At 64.4% G+C, this 13,725-nt stretch carries 22 protein-coding genes; 21 read left to right on the top strand and 1 reads right to left on the bottom strand.

Features of this window, described 5'->3' with window-relative positions; genetic code table 11:
• Positions 1-5 precede the first annotated feature (5 nt).
• From rplP to ACVCMC_RS08125, 21 genes are all read left to right on the top strand, one after another.
• Positions 6-419 carry a 50S ribosomal protein L16 gene (rplP, locus tag ACVCMC_RS08225; RefSeq protein ID WP_136259088.1) on the top strand — a complete coding sequence of 138 codons (414 nt, stop codon included), beginning with the start codon at positions 6-8 and terminating at the stop codon, positions 417-419.
• On the top strand, positions 419-604 hold the full coding sequence (gene rpmC, locus ACVCMC_RS08220; RefSeq protein ID WP_136259087.1) for a 50S ribosomal protein L29: 186 nt from the start codon (positions 419-421) through the stop codon (positions 602-604). The genes rplP and rpmC overlap by 1 nt, the downstream gene beginning before the upstream one ends.
• 12 nt (positions 605-616) lie before the next feature.
• Positions 617-877 (top strand): 30S ribosomal protein S17, encoded by a 261-nt coding sequence (gene rpsQ / locus ACVCMC_RS08215; protein ID WP_136259086.1) that lies wholly within the window; start codon positions 617-619, stop codon positions 875-877.
• A gap of 15 nt (positions 878-892) precedes the next feature.
• On the top strand, positions 893-1,261 hold the full coding sequence (rplN, locus tag ACVCMC_RS08210) for a 50S ribosomal protein L14 (RefSeq protein WP_395117270.1): 369 nt from the start codon (positions 893-895) through the stop codon (positions 1,259-1,261).
• A gap of 15 nt (positions 1,262-1,276) precedes the next feature.
• A complete protein-coding gene (gene rplX, locus ACVCMC_RS08205) occupies positions 1,277-1,591 on the top strand; it encodes a 50S ribosomal protein L24 (protein ID WP_136259084.1) in 315 nt (104 codons plus the stop codon).
• Between the two features lie 8 nt (positions 1,592-1,599).
• Positions 1,600-2,142 carry a 50S ribosomal protein L5 gene (gene rplE, locus ACVCMC_RS08200; protein WP_395121356.1) on the top strand — a complete coding sequence of 181 codons (543 nt, stop codon included), beginning with the start codon at positions 1,600-1,602 and terminating at the stop codon, positions 2,140-2,142.
• A 63-nt stretch (positions 2,143-2,205) separates the two neighbouring features.
• A complete protein-coding gene (gene rpsN / locus ACVCMC_RS08195) occupies positions 2,206-2,511 on the top strand; it encodes a 30S ribosomal protein S14 (protein WP_447099334.1) in 306 nt (101 codons plus the stop codon).
• A gap of 224 nt (positions 2,512-2,735) precedes the next feature.
• Entirely contained in the window at positions 2,736-3,131 is a 396-nt protein-coding gene (gene rpsH, locus ACVCMC_RS08190; protein WP_395117275.1) for a 30S ribosomal protein S8, read from the top strand.
• 11 nt (positions 3,132-3,142) lie between these two features.
• On the top strand, positions 3,143-3,670 hold the full coding sequence (gene rplF / locus ACVCMC_RS08185; RefSeq protein WP_447099333.1) for a 50S ribosomal protein L6: 528 nt from the start codon (positions 3,143-3,145) through the stop codon (positions 3,668-3,670).
• A 102-nt stretch (positions 3,671-3,772) separates the two neighbouring features.
• A complete protein-coding gene (rplR, locus tag ACVCMC_RS08180) occupies positions 3,773-4,126 on the top strand; it encodes a 50S ribosomal protein L18 (RefSeq protein ID WP_136259079.1) in 354 nt (117 codons plus the stop codon).
• Positions 4,127-4,277: 151 nt separating this feature from the next.
• Complete coding sequence (gene rpsE, locus ACVCMC_RS08175; protein WP_136259078.1) at positions 4,278-4,787, top strand: 30S ribosomal protein S5; 510 nt, start codon at positions 4,278-4,280, stop codon at positions 4,785-4,787.
• Positions 4,780-4,977: a 50S ribosomal protein L30 gene (gene rpmD / locus ACVCMC_RS08170; RefSeq protein ID WP_136259077.1), complete on the top strand. Its 198-nt coding sequence runs from the start codon at positions 4,780-4,782 to the stop codon at positions 4,975-4,977. The genes rpsE and rpmD overlap by 8 nt, the downstream gene beginning before the upstream one ends.
• A complete protein-coding gene (gene rplO / locus ACVCMC_RS08165) occupies positions 4,977-5,414 on the top strand; it encodes a 50S ribosomal protein L15 (protein WP_447099479.1) in 438 nt (145 codons plus the stop codon). Before rpmD ends, rplO begins: the two co-directional genes overlap by 1 nt.
• A gap of 4 nt (positions 5,415-5,418) precedes the next feature.
• Positions 5,419-6,741 (top strand): preprotein translocase subunit SecY, encoded by a 1,323-nt coding sequence (gene secY, locus ACVCMC_RS08160; RefSeq protein WP_395117281.1) that lies wholly within the window; start codon positions 5,419-5,421, stop codon positions 6,739-6,741.
• 125 nt (positions 6,742-6,866) lie between these two features.
• A complete protein-coding gene (gene rpsM / locus ACVCMC_RS08155) occupies positions 6,867-7,223 on the top strand; it encodes a 30S ribosomal protein S13 (RefSeq protein WP_136259074.1) in 357 nt (118 codons plus the stop codon).
• Positions 7,224-7,313: 90 nt separating this feature from the next.
• Positions 7,314-7,700, top strand: coding sequence for a 30S ribosomal protein S11 (rpsK, locus tag ACVCMC_RS08150; protein WP_007513384.1), 387 nt, complete (start codon positions 7,314-7,316; stop codon positions 7,698-7,700).
• 67 nt (positions 7,701-7,767) lie between these two features.
• Positions 7,768-8,394 carry a 30S ribosomal protein S4 gene (gene rpsD, locus ACVCMC_RS08145; protein WP_136259073.1) on the top strand — a complete coding sequence of 209 codons (627 nt, stop codon included), beginning with the start codon at positions 7,768-7,770 and terminating at the stop codon, positions 8,392-8,394.
• 16 nt (positions 8,395-8,410) lie between these two features.
• Positions 8,411-9,409, top strand: a complete 999-nt coding sequence (locus ACVCMC_RS08140) for a DNA-directed RNA polymerase subunit alpha (protein ID WP_395117283.1) — start codon at positions 8,411-8,413, stop codon at positions 9,407-9,409.
• 204 nt (positions 9,410-9,613) lie between these two features.
• On the top strand, positions 9,614-9,997 hold the full coding sequence (rplQ, locus tag ACVCMC_RS08135) for a 50S ribosomal protein L17 (RefSeq protein WP_395117285.1): 384 nt from the start codon (positions 9,614-9,616) through the stop codon (positions 9,995-9,997).
• A 175-nt stretch (positions 9,998-10,172) separates the two neighbouring features.
• The gene (locus ACVCMC_RS08130) at positions 10,173-10,676 is read left to right on the top strand and encodes a disulfide bond formation protein B (RefSeq protein ID WP_447099332.1); all 504 of its coding nucleotides are present in this window, start codon (positions 10,173-10,175) and stop codon (positions 10,674-10,676) included.
• Positions 10,673-12,073 (top strand): class II 3-deoxy-7-phosphoheptulonate synthase, encoded by a 1,401-nt coding sequence (locus ACVCMC_RS08125; protein WP_447099331.1) that lies wholly within the window; start codon positions 10,673-10,675, stop codon positions 12,071-12,073. The genes ACVCMC_RS08130 and ACVCMC_RS08125 overlap by 4 nt, the downstream gene beginning before the upstream one ends.
• 12 nt (positions 12,074-12,085) lie before the next feature.
• On the opposite strand, the gene ACVCMC_RS08120 is transcribed toward ACVCMC_RS08125, so the two are convergent.
• Positions 12,086-13,693: an amidase gene (locus ACVCMC_RS08120; protein WP_447099330.1), complete on the bottom strand. Its 1,608-nt coding sequence runs from the start codon at positions 13,691-13,693 to the stop codon at positions 12,086-12,088.
• Positions 13,694-13,725 lie beyond the last annotated feature (32 nt).

Below are 13,725 nucleotides of genomic sequence, written 5' to 3'. Positions count from 1 at the left end.
TTGCCATGTTGCAACCCAAGCGAACCAAGTACCGCAAGCAGTTCAAAGGCCGCAACGACGGTCTGGCCCAGTGCTCCAACCTCGTCAGCTTCGGCGAGTACGGCCTGAAGGCGACCACGCATGGTGCGCTCACCGCGCGCCAGATCGAGGCGGCTCGTCGTTGCATCACCCGCTTTGTCAAGCGTGGCGGCAAACTGTGGATCCGCGTGTTCCCGGACAAGCCGATCACCAAGAAGCCGATCGAAGTGCGCATGGGCGCGGGCAAGGGCGGCGTCGAGTTCTGGGTCGCCCCGATCCAGCCCGGCCGCATGCTGTATGAAATCGAGGGCGTCGACGAGACGACGGCACGCGAGGCGTTCCGCCTGGCCGCCGCCAAGCTCTCGGTGCAGACCCAGTTTGTGACACGGGCGGTGATGTGATGGCCAGCAAAGATATCAACAACCAGTCGGCCGACGAGCTGAACCAGCATCTGCTGGACCTGCGCAAGGAGCAGTTCAACCTGCGCATGCAAAAAGGTTCCGGCCAGCTCACCCAGCCGCACCAGCTTCGCCGCGTTCGGCGTGACATCGCCCGCACGAAATTCGTGCTCGGCAGCAAGAAGTAAGGGACGGCCGAGATGAGCGAGAACCAGAAGAAGGCACGCACCCTCGAGGGTCGCGTCACCAGCAACAAGATGGACAAGACGGTCACCGTCCTGGTCGAGCGCCAGGAGCAGCATTGGCTGCTGGGCAAGACCATTCGTCGGTCGACCAAGCTGCATGCGCAGGACGACCTGGGCGCGAACGAGGGTGATCTCGTGCGTATCGCCGAGTGCCGTCCGTTGTCCAAGACCAAACATCACCGCGTGGTTGAAATCATCACGCGCGCCAACGTCTAAAGGGAGGGTGCAGCCATGATCCAGATGCAAAGCACGCTTTCCGCAGCGGACAACAGCGGCGCCAAGGAAGTGATGTGCATCAAGGTGCTCGGCGGCTCCAAGCGCCGTTACGCCTCGATCGGTGACGTGATCAAGGTCACCGTGAAGGATGCCATTCCCCGCGGCAAGGTGAAGAAGGGCGAGGTGTACAACGCAGTGGTGGTGCGTACTGCCAAGGGCGTGCGCCGTCCCGACGGTTCGCTGATCCGTTTCGACGGCAATGCGGCTGTCCTCCTCAACAACAAGCTCGAGCCGATCGGTACCCGTATCTTCGGGCCGGTTACCCGCGAGCTGCGCAACGAGAAGTTCATGAAGATCGTCTCGCTCGCGCCCGAAGTGCTCTGAAGCGGAGTCAAGACAATGAACCGTATCCGCAAGGGTGATCAGGTCCTCGTGATCACCGGCAAGAACAAGGGTCAGCGCGGCGACGTGCTGCGTGTTGCAGGCGATCGCGTATTCGTCTCCAACGTGAATCTGGTCAAGCGTCACACCAAGCCGAACCCGCAGGCCAACCAGGCTGGCGGTATCGTCGAGCGTGAAGCCTCGATCCATCTCTCCAATGTGCAGCTGTTCAACCCCGCCACGAACAAGGGTGAACGCGTCGGTTCCAAAACGCTCGCTGATGGGCGCAAGGTCCGCGTGTTCCGTTCGAATGGCGAGGTCGTGGACGCGTAAGGAACACGATCATGACGCGCCTTGAAAAATTCTATAAAGACCAGGTAATCGGCAAGCTCACCGAGCAGTTCGGCTACCAGAACGTGATGCAGGTTCCCCGCATCACCAAGATCACGCTGAACATGGGCGTGGGCGAAGCGGCGGGCAACAAGAAAGTGCTCGAGAACGCCGTGGCCGACATGGCCAAGATCGCCGGCCAGAAGCCGATCACCACGAAGGCCCGCGTTTCGGTGGCTTCGTTCAAGATCCGCGACGGCTGGCCGATCGGCTGCAAGGTCACGTTGCGCCGTGCGCAGATGTGGGAGTTCCTCGATCGCCTGATCAACATCTCGCTGCCGCGCGTGCGCGACTTCCGCGGTGTTTCGGCCAAGGCGTTCGACGGTCGCGGCAACTACAACTTCGGCATCAAGGAACAGATCATCTTCCCCGAGATCGATTTCGACCAGGTGGATGCTCTGCGCGGCATGGATATCTCCATCACCACGACGGCGCGAACCGACAACGAGGCGAAGGCCCTGTTGACGGCCTTCAGCTTCCCGTTCCGGAACTGAGCGGTCATCCTTGACGAACCCGGCCGTCCGCGGCCGGACTCTTTGAAAGAGCAGCGATAAATTATGGCCAAGAAATCAATGGTGAACCGCGACGTCAAGCGGGCCAAGCTGATCAAGAAGTACGCCGCCAAGCGCGCCGAACTGAAAGCGATCGTGCTCAACCCGACGGCTTCGTACGACGAGAAGATGGAAGCGCAGGCGAGCCTGCAGAAGCTTCCGCGCGATGCCAGCCCGGTTCGCGTGCGGACGCGTTGCGCCCTGACCGGTCGTCCGCGCGCCGTCTACGCGAAGTTCGGCCTGGGTCGCAACAAGCTGCGCGAAGCCACCATGCGCGGCGACGTGCCGGGCCTGCGCAAGGCCAGCTGGTAATTCACAACCTGCAGGATCGGCGCGTCGGCTGTTCCGGCGCACCGATCCGACCGGCGGCACCGCATGCCACCGGTGGATGCGACTAACGCATCCGATGTTCGCCAAAACCCGAAATTGCTGCTATAGTCGGCGGTCTGCGCAACGCAGGCTGGCTTCTTTGCCGGCTCACAATCTGATTGATTTCCGGTTTTATCGGATATCGGTGCACTCTGAAGGATGTTTTCATGAGCATGACTGATCCCATCGCCGATCTGTTCACGCGCGTCCGCAATGCCCAGGCCACGGGCAAGCCGGTCGTGCGTATGCCGTCGTCGAAACTGAAGGTGGCCATCGCCGACCTTCTCAAGAACGAGGGCTACATCCTCGACGCCAAGACTTCCGTCGAGGAAGGCAAGCCGGTGCTCGAGATCAAGCTCAAGTATTTCGACGGTCAGCCCGCCATCGAGAACATTTCCCGTGTCAGCCGTTCCGGCCTGCGCGTTTACCGCGGCAAGGACGAGCTGCCGAAGGTCCTCGGCGGCTTGGGCATTTCGATCATCTCGACTTCCGCTGGTCTGTTGACCGATGCGCAGGCCCGTGCCAAGGGCCTGGGCGGCGAAGTCATCGGCCAAGTGGCATAAGGAGTCTTTCAATGTCACGTGTAGCCAAACAACCCATTTCCCTGCCGAAGGGCGTCGAGCTGACGATCGCCGGAGGCAACATTTCGGTGAAGGGCCCGAAGGGCACCTTGTCCGTGCATCAGCTGCCGGGCGTCACGGTCGCCGTCGACGGCGGCGTGGCGAATGTCACGCTGGGCGAAGGCGTGGACGACAAGTTCGGCGGTACGGCGCGTGCGCTGATCGCCAACATGGTCACCGGCGTCTCGCAGGGTTACGAGCGCAAGCTTGAGCTGGTCGGCGTCGGTTATCGCGCCGCCATGCAGGGCAAGGCGCTGAGCCTCAGCCTGGGCTTCTCCCACCCGGTGGTGTTCGACGCGCCCGAGGGCATCAGCATCGAAACGCCGACCCAGACCGAAGTGCTGATCAAGGGCACCGACAAGCAGGTCGTCGGCCAGGTCGCAGCCAAGATTCGCGGCTTCCGCCCACCCGAACCCTACAAGGGCAAGGGCGTGCGCTATGCCGGCGAGAAGATCACCCTGAAGGAAGCCAAGAAGGCGTAAATGCGCTGTCCCTGCGCGTAGAGACCGGTCATCCATGGCCGGACTTTTCACAAAGAGCAGATGACAGCCATCCGAGCCGATCCGCTTTCGAGGAATTGAGAGATGAACAAGAACGAAAATCGCCTGCGCCGCGCCAAGTCCACCCGCAGCCACATCCGCAAGCTGGGCGTGGCCCGCCTGTCGGTGCATCGCACCGGGCAGCATCTTTATGCGCAGGTGTTCGACGCCTCCGGCAAGAACGTGGTAGCGGCTGCCTCCACCGTGCAAAAGTCGGTCGCCGAAGGCCTGAAGGGCACCAAGAACCTGGCTGCTGCGGCGGCCGTGGGCAAGGCTGTGGCCGAGCGCGCGAAGGCTGCCGGTGTGGAGTCGGTGGCGTTCGACCGCTCCGGTTTCCGCTATCACGGCCGCATCAAGGCGCTTGCCGAGGCGGCGCGCGAGGCGGGCCTGAAGTTCTGAGGCGCCGGGATGCGGGGCGCGGGATTCGGGATTCGAAAGAGCCCGCTTCCGCGAGTCGCCAATCCGGTTGCTGATCCTGGCAGCACATACAACTACAAGCGGCCAAGCCGCAAGCAAAAGTCCCGGATGGTCCGGGCACACGGAATAGAACATGTCTTCTAACGATCGCGAAAATTCGGACGGCCTGCTCGAGAAGCTGATTGCCGTCAACCGGGTGGCCAAGACCGTCAAGGGTGGCCGCCAGATGAGCTTCACCGCACTGACCGTGGTCGGTGACGGCGAGGGCAAGGTCGGCTTCGGCTATGGCAAGGCGCGTGAAGTGCCGGTGGCCATTTCCAAGGCGATGGAGCGTGCCCGCCGCCAGATGGTCAACATCGAACTGAACAACGGCACCCTGTGGTACGCCATCAAGGCGAACCATGGTGCGGCCCGCGTGTACATGCAGCCGGCTTCCGAAGGTACCGGCGTGATCGCCGGCGGCGCCATGCGTGCGGTGCTGGAAGTGGTCGGCGTCAAGAACGTGCTGGCCAAGGCCGTCGGTTCGCGCAATCCGATCAACCTGGTGCGCGCCACCATCAAGGGCCTGCAGGCGGTTGCCTCGCCCAAGAAGATCGCCGCCAAGCGGGGCAAGAGTCTGGAAGAGGTGCTGGGCAATGGCTAAGAAGAACGAATCCGCTGCCACCGTGCGCGTGCGCCTGGTCAAGGGCCTGCGCGGCGTGCAGGCGCGCCATCGCCTCAGCGTCAAGGCGCTGGGTCTGGGCAAGGTCAACGACGTGCGCGAGCTGAAGGACAGCCCGCAGGTGCGTGGGCTGATCAACACGGTCTACTACCTGGTCCGGGTCGAGGAGTAATCATCATGCGTCTGAATGACATCAAGCCGGCCGCCGGTTCCCGCAAGACCCGCCTGCGCGTGGGTCGCGGCATCGGTTCGGGCCTGGGCAAGACGGCCGGTCGCGGCCACAAGGGTCAGCATGCCCGCGCGGGTGGCACCCACAAGTTCGGTTTCGAAGGCGGCCAAATGCCGCTGAACCGCCGGTTGCCGAAGGTCGGCTTCCGCTCGAAGCTGAAGGCGCAGAGCCAGGAAGTCTTCCTGTATCAGCTGGCCAACCTCAAGGGCGACGTGATCGACGTGGTCGCGCTGCATCAGGCTGGCCTGATCGACAGCCGCGCCAAGAAGGTCAAGGTAGTGCTGAAGGGCGAGATCGGTCGCGCGGTGAAGCTGTCCGGTCTGCTGGCCACGGCGGGCGCGAAGGCGGCCATCGAGGCGGCCGGCGGAAGCGTGGAGTAAGACGGTGGCCGTAGCCAAGGGCAACGCACTGGGCAAACTCGGCAAGCTGACGGAGCTTCGTCAGCGCATCCTGTTCGTGGTGGGTGCGTTGATGGTGTTCCGTCTCGGCTCGTTCATTCCGGTTCCGGGCGTCAACCCGGAGGCGATGACGAACCTGGTCAACGGCAACGGTCTGATGGACATGTTCAACATGTTCTCGGGCGGCGCGCTGGAGCGGTTCTCGGTCTTCGCGCTCGGCGTGATTCCGTACATCTCGGCGTCGATCGTGTTCCAGATGATGGGCGCGGTGGTGCCGAGCCTGCAGGCCCTGCGCAAGGAAGGCGAGGCCGGCAAGCGCAAGATGACGGCGTACACCCGTTATGCCACGGTGCTGCTGGCGGCGTTCCAGTCCTTCGGCATTGCGGTTGCCTTGCAGGGCCAGGTGGCCGCGGGCGGCGCGCCGGTGGTGTACACGCCGGGCTTCGGCTTCGTGTTCTCGTCCGTGGTCGGCCTGACCGCCGGCACCATGTTCCTGATGTGGCTGGGCGAACAGATGACCGAGCGCGGCATCGGCAACGGCATCTCGCTGCTGATCTTCGCCGGCATCGTGGCCGGCTTGCCCGGCGCGGTGGTGCACACGCTGGGCATGGCCAACAACGGTGAGCTGTCGCTGCTCATGCTGCTGGTGGTGTTCGGGCTGGTGCTGGCCGTGACCGCCTTCGTGGTGTTCGTGGAGCGCGCCCAGCGGCGCATCACGGTGAACTACGCACGACGTTCGGGCGGACAGAAGGCCTACCAGAACCAGAGCTCCAGCCTGCCGCTGAAGATCAACATGTCGGGCGTGATTCCGCCGATCTTTGCGTCGAGCTTGCTGATGTTCCCGGCCACCGCGGTGAGCTGGTTCAGCACGGGTCATTCGTCGCGCTGGGTGCAGGATCTGACGCAGTCGCTGAGTCCAGGCAACCCGTTGTATGAAATCACCTTTTCGGTACTGGTGATCGGTTTTGCATTCTTCTACACCGCGATCGTGTTCAACGCGGAAGAGACGGCGGACAACCTGAAGCGCTCCGGCGCCCTGATTCCCGGCATTCGTCCGGGCAAGGCCACGGGCAGCTACATCGACGCGGTGATGACACGCCTGACGGCGGTCGGCGCGATCTACCTGGTGCTGGTGTGCCTGGTGCCGTCGTTCATGCAGCAGGCGTGGCACGTACCGTTCTATTTCGGCGGCACCTCGCTGCTGATCGTGGTGGTGGTGGTGATGGATTTCACGGCGCAGATCCAGGCGCATCTGGTCAGTCACCAGTACGAAAGTTTGCTCAAGAAAGCCAACCTCCGTCGCAGTTGACGCGGCGAGGGACGCTCCAGGTCGGAGAGTTGCGGTGCCTTGGCGCCGCAGGGCTTTCCTGTTCGGGTAATTCAGGTTAAAATTGCGCGTTTACCGCGCACGAAACGCATTCGGAGAGAGTACTCATGGCGCGCATTGCGGGTGTCAATTTGCCGGTTCAGAAACACGTCTGGGTCGGTCTGCAGAGCATTTATGGTATCGGCCGCAGCCGCGCCAAGCAGGTTTGCGTGGACGCGGGCGTGGTCCCCACCACCCAGATCAAGTCGCTGAGCGAAGGCGAAGTGGAAAAGATTCGCCTGGAGATCGCCAAGTACACCGTCGAAGGCGATCTGCGCCGCGAGGTGGGCATGGCGATCAAGCGGCTGATGGACCTTGGCTGCTACCGCGGCCTGCGTCATCGTCGCGGCCTGCCGGTTCGCGGGCAGCGTACCCGTACCAATGCGCGTACCCGCAAGGGTCCGCGTCGCGCAATCAAGAAGTGATTGCCTGCGGATTTGTGCGGTCACCGATGACCGCGAAGATCAAAAAAGCGGCCATCCGTGGCCGCACTCATCGAGAAGAGCCTTCAAACCATGGCTAAGCCGGTCAAGACCAAGAAGAAGATCAAGCGCGTTGTCACGGATGCCGTGGCCCACGTGCAGGCCTCCTTCAACAACACCATCGTTACCATCACCGATCGCCAGGGCAATGCCCTGTCGTGGGCGACCGCCGGCGGTGCCGGTTTCCGCGGCTCGCGCAAGTCCACCCCGTTCGCTGCACAGGTCGCCGCCGAGAAGGCCGGCCGCGCCGCGGGCGACTACGGCGTGAAGACGGTGGAAGTGCGCATCAAGGGTCCCGGCCCGGGCCGCGAGTCGGCGGTGCGTTCGCTGAATGCGCTGGGCTACAAGGTGCTCAACATCATCGACGTCACGCCGATCCCGCACAACGGCTGCCGTCCCCCCAAGAAGCGGCGTGTCTGAGGGCGGTCGTCTTCGATCGCGAGAATCAAGCACCGGCCGCGGCCGGACTATCTGAAAGAGAAGAAACATGGCCCGTTATCGTGGAGCTACCTGCAAACTCGCCCGGCGCGAAGGTGCGGATCTCAGCCTGAAGAGCCCGGCGCGTGCGCTGGATTCAAAGTGCAAACTGGAAAACAAGCCCGGCCAGCATGGCGCGAACAAGCGCATGCGCATGTCCGACTACGCCGTCCAGCTGCGTGAGAAGCAGAAGGTCAAGCGTATCTACGGCGTGCTCGAGCGCCAGTTCAGCAACTACTACACCAAGGCGACCACGCTCAAGGGCAATACCGGCGAGAACTTGCTGCGTCTGCTCGAGAGCCGCCTGGACAACGTCGTGTTCCGCATGGGCTTCGCGGTCACCCGCGCCCAGGCCCGCCAGCTGGTTGCCCACAAGGCGGTGCTGGTCAACGGCAAGAAGGTGAACATTCCTTCCTACCAGGTGCGCCCGGGCGACGCGATCGCGCTGACCGAGAAGGCGCGCAGCCAGCTGCGCGTGCAGGAAGCGGCCACCGTGTTCGACACCATGGACCTGCGCCCGGTCTGGGTCGAAGTGGATTCCAAGAAGTTCGAAGGCACGTTCAAGTCGGTGCCGGATCGCGGCGACCTGCCGTCCGACATCAATGAAGCATTGATCATCGAGCTTTACTCGAAGTAATTAACCGGAGCTCTGCATGGCAGTTTCGTCAACTAGTGTGCTGCGGCCACGTGGCCTCAGCGTCGAACAGCTCGGAGCCAACCGCGCCAAGGTGGTGGTCGAGCCGCTCGAGCGTGGCTTTGGCCATACCCTGGGCAACGCGCTGCGCCGCGTGCTGCTCTCCTCGATCCCCGGCAGCGCCATCGTCGAGGTGGAAATCGACGGCGTGCTGCACGAATACACCACGCTTGAAGGCCTGCAGGAGGACGTCATCGAAGTCCTGCTGAACCTCAAGGACGTGGCGATCCGGCAGCATTCGGGCGATGAAGTGACCCTGACCTTGTCCAAGAAGGGCAAGGGCGTGGTGACCGCCGGCGACATCGTGGTCGACCATACGGTGGAGATCGTCAACCCCGAGCATGTCCTGTGCCACCTGACCAAGGACATCGCGCTCAACATGCGCCTCAAGGTGCGTCGCGGCGTCGGCTACCAGCCGGCCAGCGCGCGCCAGCATCCTGACGACGAGGCGCGCCCGATCGGCCGCCTGCAGCTGGATGCCTCGTTCGCGCCCGTGTTGCGGGTGGCCTACGAGGTGGACGCCGCGCGTGTCGAGCAGCGCACCAACCTTGACAAGCTGGTGCTGGACATCGAGACCAACGGCACCATCGACGCCGAGGACGCGGTGCGCAAGGCCGCCGAGATCATCAACGACCAGCTGTCGGTGTTCGGTGACTTCTCGCGTCGCGAAAGTGCCACGGACAAGGCCGAGAAGAGCGGCTTCGAGCCGCTGCTGCTGCGTCCGATCGACGATCTGGAGCTGACCGTGCGTTCGGCGAACTGCCTGAAGGCCGAGAGCATCTACTACATCGGCGACCTGGTGCAGAAGACCGAGGTCGAGCTGTTGAAGACGCCGAACCTGGGCAAGAAGTCGCTGACCGAAATCAAGGATGTCCTGGGCGGGCGCAGCCTGTCCCTCGGCACCAAGCTGGAAAACTGGCCGCCGCCGGGGCTTTCGCACGGCATGCAGCTGGGCTAGGGCGATCCTCCTTGATCGCTGTTGTAGCCGGATATTGGCCGGGGTGTGTACAGCACCTTGGCCATGCAGCAGAAGCGGCCATCCATGGCCGCACTTTTCACAAGAGCCTGCTCCGATGGGGCTCACATAAAAGCGGGTAACCGCGGGGTGTCGGACACAAGCGCCGACACTTCATAACAACAGACCTACAGAGAGTATTCCGTCATGCGCCACCAGAAATCCGGACGCAAGCTCAACCGCACCAGCAGCCACCGCGAAGCGATGTTCAAGAACATGGCCTCGTCGCTGTTCAAGCATGAGCTGATCCGCACCACCCTGCCGAAGGCGAAGGAACTTCGCCGCGTCGCCGAGCCGCTGATCACGATGGCCAAGACCGATGGCGTCGCCAATCGCCGCCTTGCGTTCTCGCGTCTGCGCGACAAGGAAGCGGTGGGCAAGCTGTTCGTCGAGCTGGGCCCGCGTTACAAGGAGCGTCCCGGCGGTTACCTGCGCATTCTCAAGTGCGGCTTCCGCGACGGCGACAACGCGCCGATGGCGTACGTCGAGCTGGTGGGCCGTCCGCAGGTCGAGTCCGTCGACGCGGAGTGAGATGCCGGCCGGACGACCTGACGGTCGCCTGCAGCGTCATGCAAACCCGGCCTGGTGCCGGGTTTTGCGTTTTCGGCCCGACGCCGGTCCGTCTTCGCGGTTGCTGCAGCATTGCGTGCTGACAGCGCTGCGCCGAACGGGTAATGTCATCGTTTCGCATCGCAGCAAAGCCCCTATGAACCCATTGCGCTGGTCGTACCGCTTCAGTTTCGCCGTCGGTTTCCTGGTGTGCGCCGCCCTCATGGGCTTCGCGCTGTATGCCGAATATGCCTGGGAAATGACGCCGTGCCCGCTGTGCATCTTCCAGCGCGTCGGCTTCATCGTGATGGGCGTGTTCTTTCTGCTTGGCGCCTTGCATGCGCCGCGCGGCGGGCTGCGCTGGATCTATGCCGCGGGCGTGTGGATCGGTGCGGTGTTCGGCATCGTGGTGGCGGCGCGGCACCTGTGGATCCAGTCGCTGCCCGCCGACCAGATTCCGTCCTGCGGGCCGCCGCTCGATTACATGTTCAGCGCGTTCCCGTTTGCCAAGGTGTTGCGCATGGTGTTTACCGGTTCCGGCGAATGCGCGGCGGTCGAGCCGATCCTGGGCTTGCCGATGCCGGCGTGGACGCTGCTTTGGTTCGTGCTGCTCGCCGTGCTGACGGTGGTGGCGGTGCGCCGCCGGACGTCGCACGCATGAACAAGCTGCGGGATTCCGGCGTCGGCGTCGTGGCTGCTGATGTGGCTTGTGCCGGCACGGCGCCGTGGACGCCGGATTCCTGGCAGCGTCGTCCGGCCCTGCAGCAACCGAGCTACGACGACCCGGTCGAGCTGGCCAAGGCAGGTGCGCTCCTGGCCCGATTGCCGCCGCTGGTCACCTCGTGGGAGATCCTGGCGCTCAAGGAGGCGGTGGCCGAGGCGCAGGAAGGGAAGCGCTTCCTGTTGCAGGGTGGCGATTGCGCGGAGAGCTTCGCCGACTGCACCAGCCCGGTGATTTCCAACCGGCTGAAGGTGCTGCTGCAGATGAGCCTGGTGCTGGTGCACGGGCTGAAGAAGCCGGTGCTGCGGGTGGGGCGCTTTGCCGGGCAGTACGCCAAGCCGCGTTCGGCCGATAGCGAAACGCGCCACGGCGTGAGCCTGCCGAGTTTTCGCGGCGACGTGGTCAACAGCCAGGAGTTCACCGCCGCCGCGCGGCGTCCCGATCCGCAGCGGTTGATCCAGGCGCATGCGCATTCGGCGTTGACGATGAACTTCGTGCGCGCGTTGATAGACGGCGGTTTTGCCGACCTGCGCCATCCCGAATATTGGGACCTGGCCTGGGTCGAGCATTCGCCGCTGGCCGCCGAGTACCGGCAGATGGTCGCCGCGATCAGCGATTCGCTGCACTTCATGGAGACGCTGGCCGGCCCGATCGCCGGCTTCTCCAAGGTGGATTTCTTCACCTCGCACGAGGCGCTGCTGCTGCATTACGAACAGGCCCTGACTCGCCAGGTACCTCGCAATCCGGGCTGGTTCAACCTGTCCACGCATTTCCCGTGGATCGGCATGCGCACCGCTGCACTGGATGGCGCGCACGTGGAGTACTTCCGAGGCATCCGCAATCCGGTGGCGGTCAAGATCGGCCCCTCGGTGACTCCCGATCAACTGCTGCCGCTGATCGACGCACTCGATCCGCACGCCGAGCCGGGCCGGCTGACCCTGATCCACCGGATGGGCCAGGCGAAGATCGCCGATGCGCTGCCGCCGCTGCTGGACGCGGTGAAGCGCGAAGGTCGACGCGTGCTGTGGGTGGCGGACCCCATGCACGGCAACACCGAGAGCACCTCGAACGGCCACAAGACGCGCCGCTTCGACAACATCCGTGGCGAACTGGATCGAGCCTTCGACATCCACGCGGCGGCTGGCACGCGGCTGGGTGGCGTGCACCTGGAGCTGACCGGCGAAGACGTGACCGAGTGCATCGGCGGCGCGCGCGACCTCAAGGAGGGCGACCTGGATCGCGCCTACAGGTCGATGGTCGATCCGCGCCTGAACTACGAACAGTCGCTGGAGCTGGCGATGCTTATCGTGCGCAAGTCGACCGGCGGGGCGGGCTGACGCACTGCATGCTCAGCGCGGGGACGCCGCGGGCGGATCGCCCACGGTGGGCAGAAACTGCGGCGCTTGCCATGCCTTGGCGTGCTGCTCGAAACCGTAGGCGATCGAGATCAGCACCGGTTCGCTCCACTTCGCGCCGAACAGCACGATGCCGACCGGCAGGCCGTGGGCGAAGCCGGCGGGCACGGTGATCGACGGGTAGCCGGCCACGGCTGCCGGTTGCGAGGCGCCGCCCACGGTCGGATCACCGCTGACGATGTGATCGCCCAACACCGGGTCGGTGACGAAAGCCGGGCCCCACGACGGCGCCAGCAGCGCGTCCAACTGCTGCGATTGGAGCGCCGCGTCGATGCCTTCCGGCCCGGACAGGCGCTTCGCCGTGGCCAGCGCGTCCGCATAGGCCTTATCCGTGAGCGGCCCCTTCTGCTCGGCCTTTTCGAACAATTCCTGACCGAACCACGGCATTTCTTCGGCGGCATGCGCCTGGTTGAACGCGATCAGGTCGGCCAGCGTATGCACCTTCAGTCCGCGGCGGTTGGCCAGATAGGCGTTGACGTCGTGCTTGAAGTCGTACAGCAGCACGGTGAATTCCCGGTCGCCGAGTTCGGCCAGGTGCGGCAGCGTGACCGGATCGACGACGATGGCGCCCTGCGCTTTCATCAATGCGATCGACTGCGCCAGCACGCGGTCGGCGTTCGGCTCGGCGCCGGCGAGCTGACGCACCACGCCGATGCGCTTGCCCCTGAGTCCGTTCGGGTCGAGGAACTTCGTGTAGTCAGTGGCGTGCCGGTCGGCCTCCAGGGTGGCCGGGTCGCGCGGGTCGCTGCCGGCGATCACGCTGAGCAGGGTCGCAGCGTCGGCGACGCTGCGCGCCATCGGGCCGGCGGTGTCCTGGTTGTGACTGATCGGCACGATGCCGCGGCGGCTGACCAGGCCCAGGGTGGGCTTGATGCCGACGATGCCGTTCATTGCCGCGGGGCAGATGATCGAGCCGTCGGTTTCGGTGCCGATCGCCACCGTGGCGAGCCCGGCCGCCACCGCGACGGCGGAACCGGCGCTGGAACCGCAGGGATTGCGATCGAGCACGTACGGGTTCTTCGTCTGCCCGCCGCGCCCGCTCCAGCCGCTGCTGGCGTGACTGGAACGGAAGTTCGCCCATTCGCTCAGGTTGGTCTTGCCGAGGATCAGCGCACCGGCCTTGCGCAGCCGCTCGACCAGGCTGGCGTCGCGTGCGGCCGGTGCATCGATCAGTGCGAGCGAGCCGGCGGTGGTGAGCATGTGGTCGCCGGTCTCGATGTTGTCCTTGAGCAACACCGGGATGCCGTACAACGGGCCGTGGGATCTCGTGCGCTTGGCGTCGAGCGCGTCGGCCAGCGGCAGCACGTCGGGGTTCGTCTCGATCACTGCGCGCAGGGTGGGGCCGGAGCGATCGATCCGCTGGACGCGATCGAGCAACGCGCGGGCCAGCTGGCGGCTGTCCAGCGCGCCGGCATCCATGCGTTGCTGGAGTTGGTCGATCGACGCGTAGGCGACATCCGGCGACGTGGCTTCCGTGGCCAACGCGAGGCCCGGGAGCAAGGCGATGGTCAGTGCGGCGATACGGACGGCTGGACGGTTCACGGTAACCCCCGATTTCGGGACACGGCGTGTGG

The sequence above is a fragment of the Rhodanobacter sp. UC4452_H20 genome (genome assembly GCF_052978205.1).
This window is presented reverse-complemented; position numbering and strand designations above follow the sequence as displayed.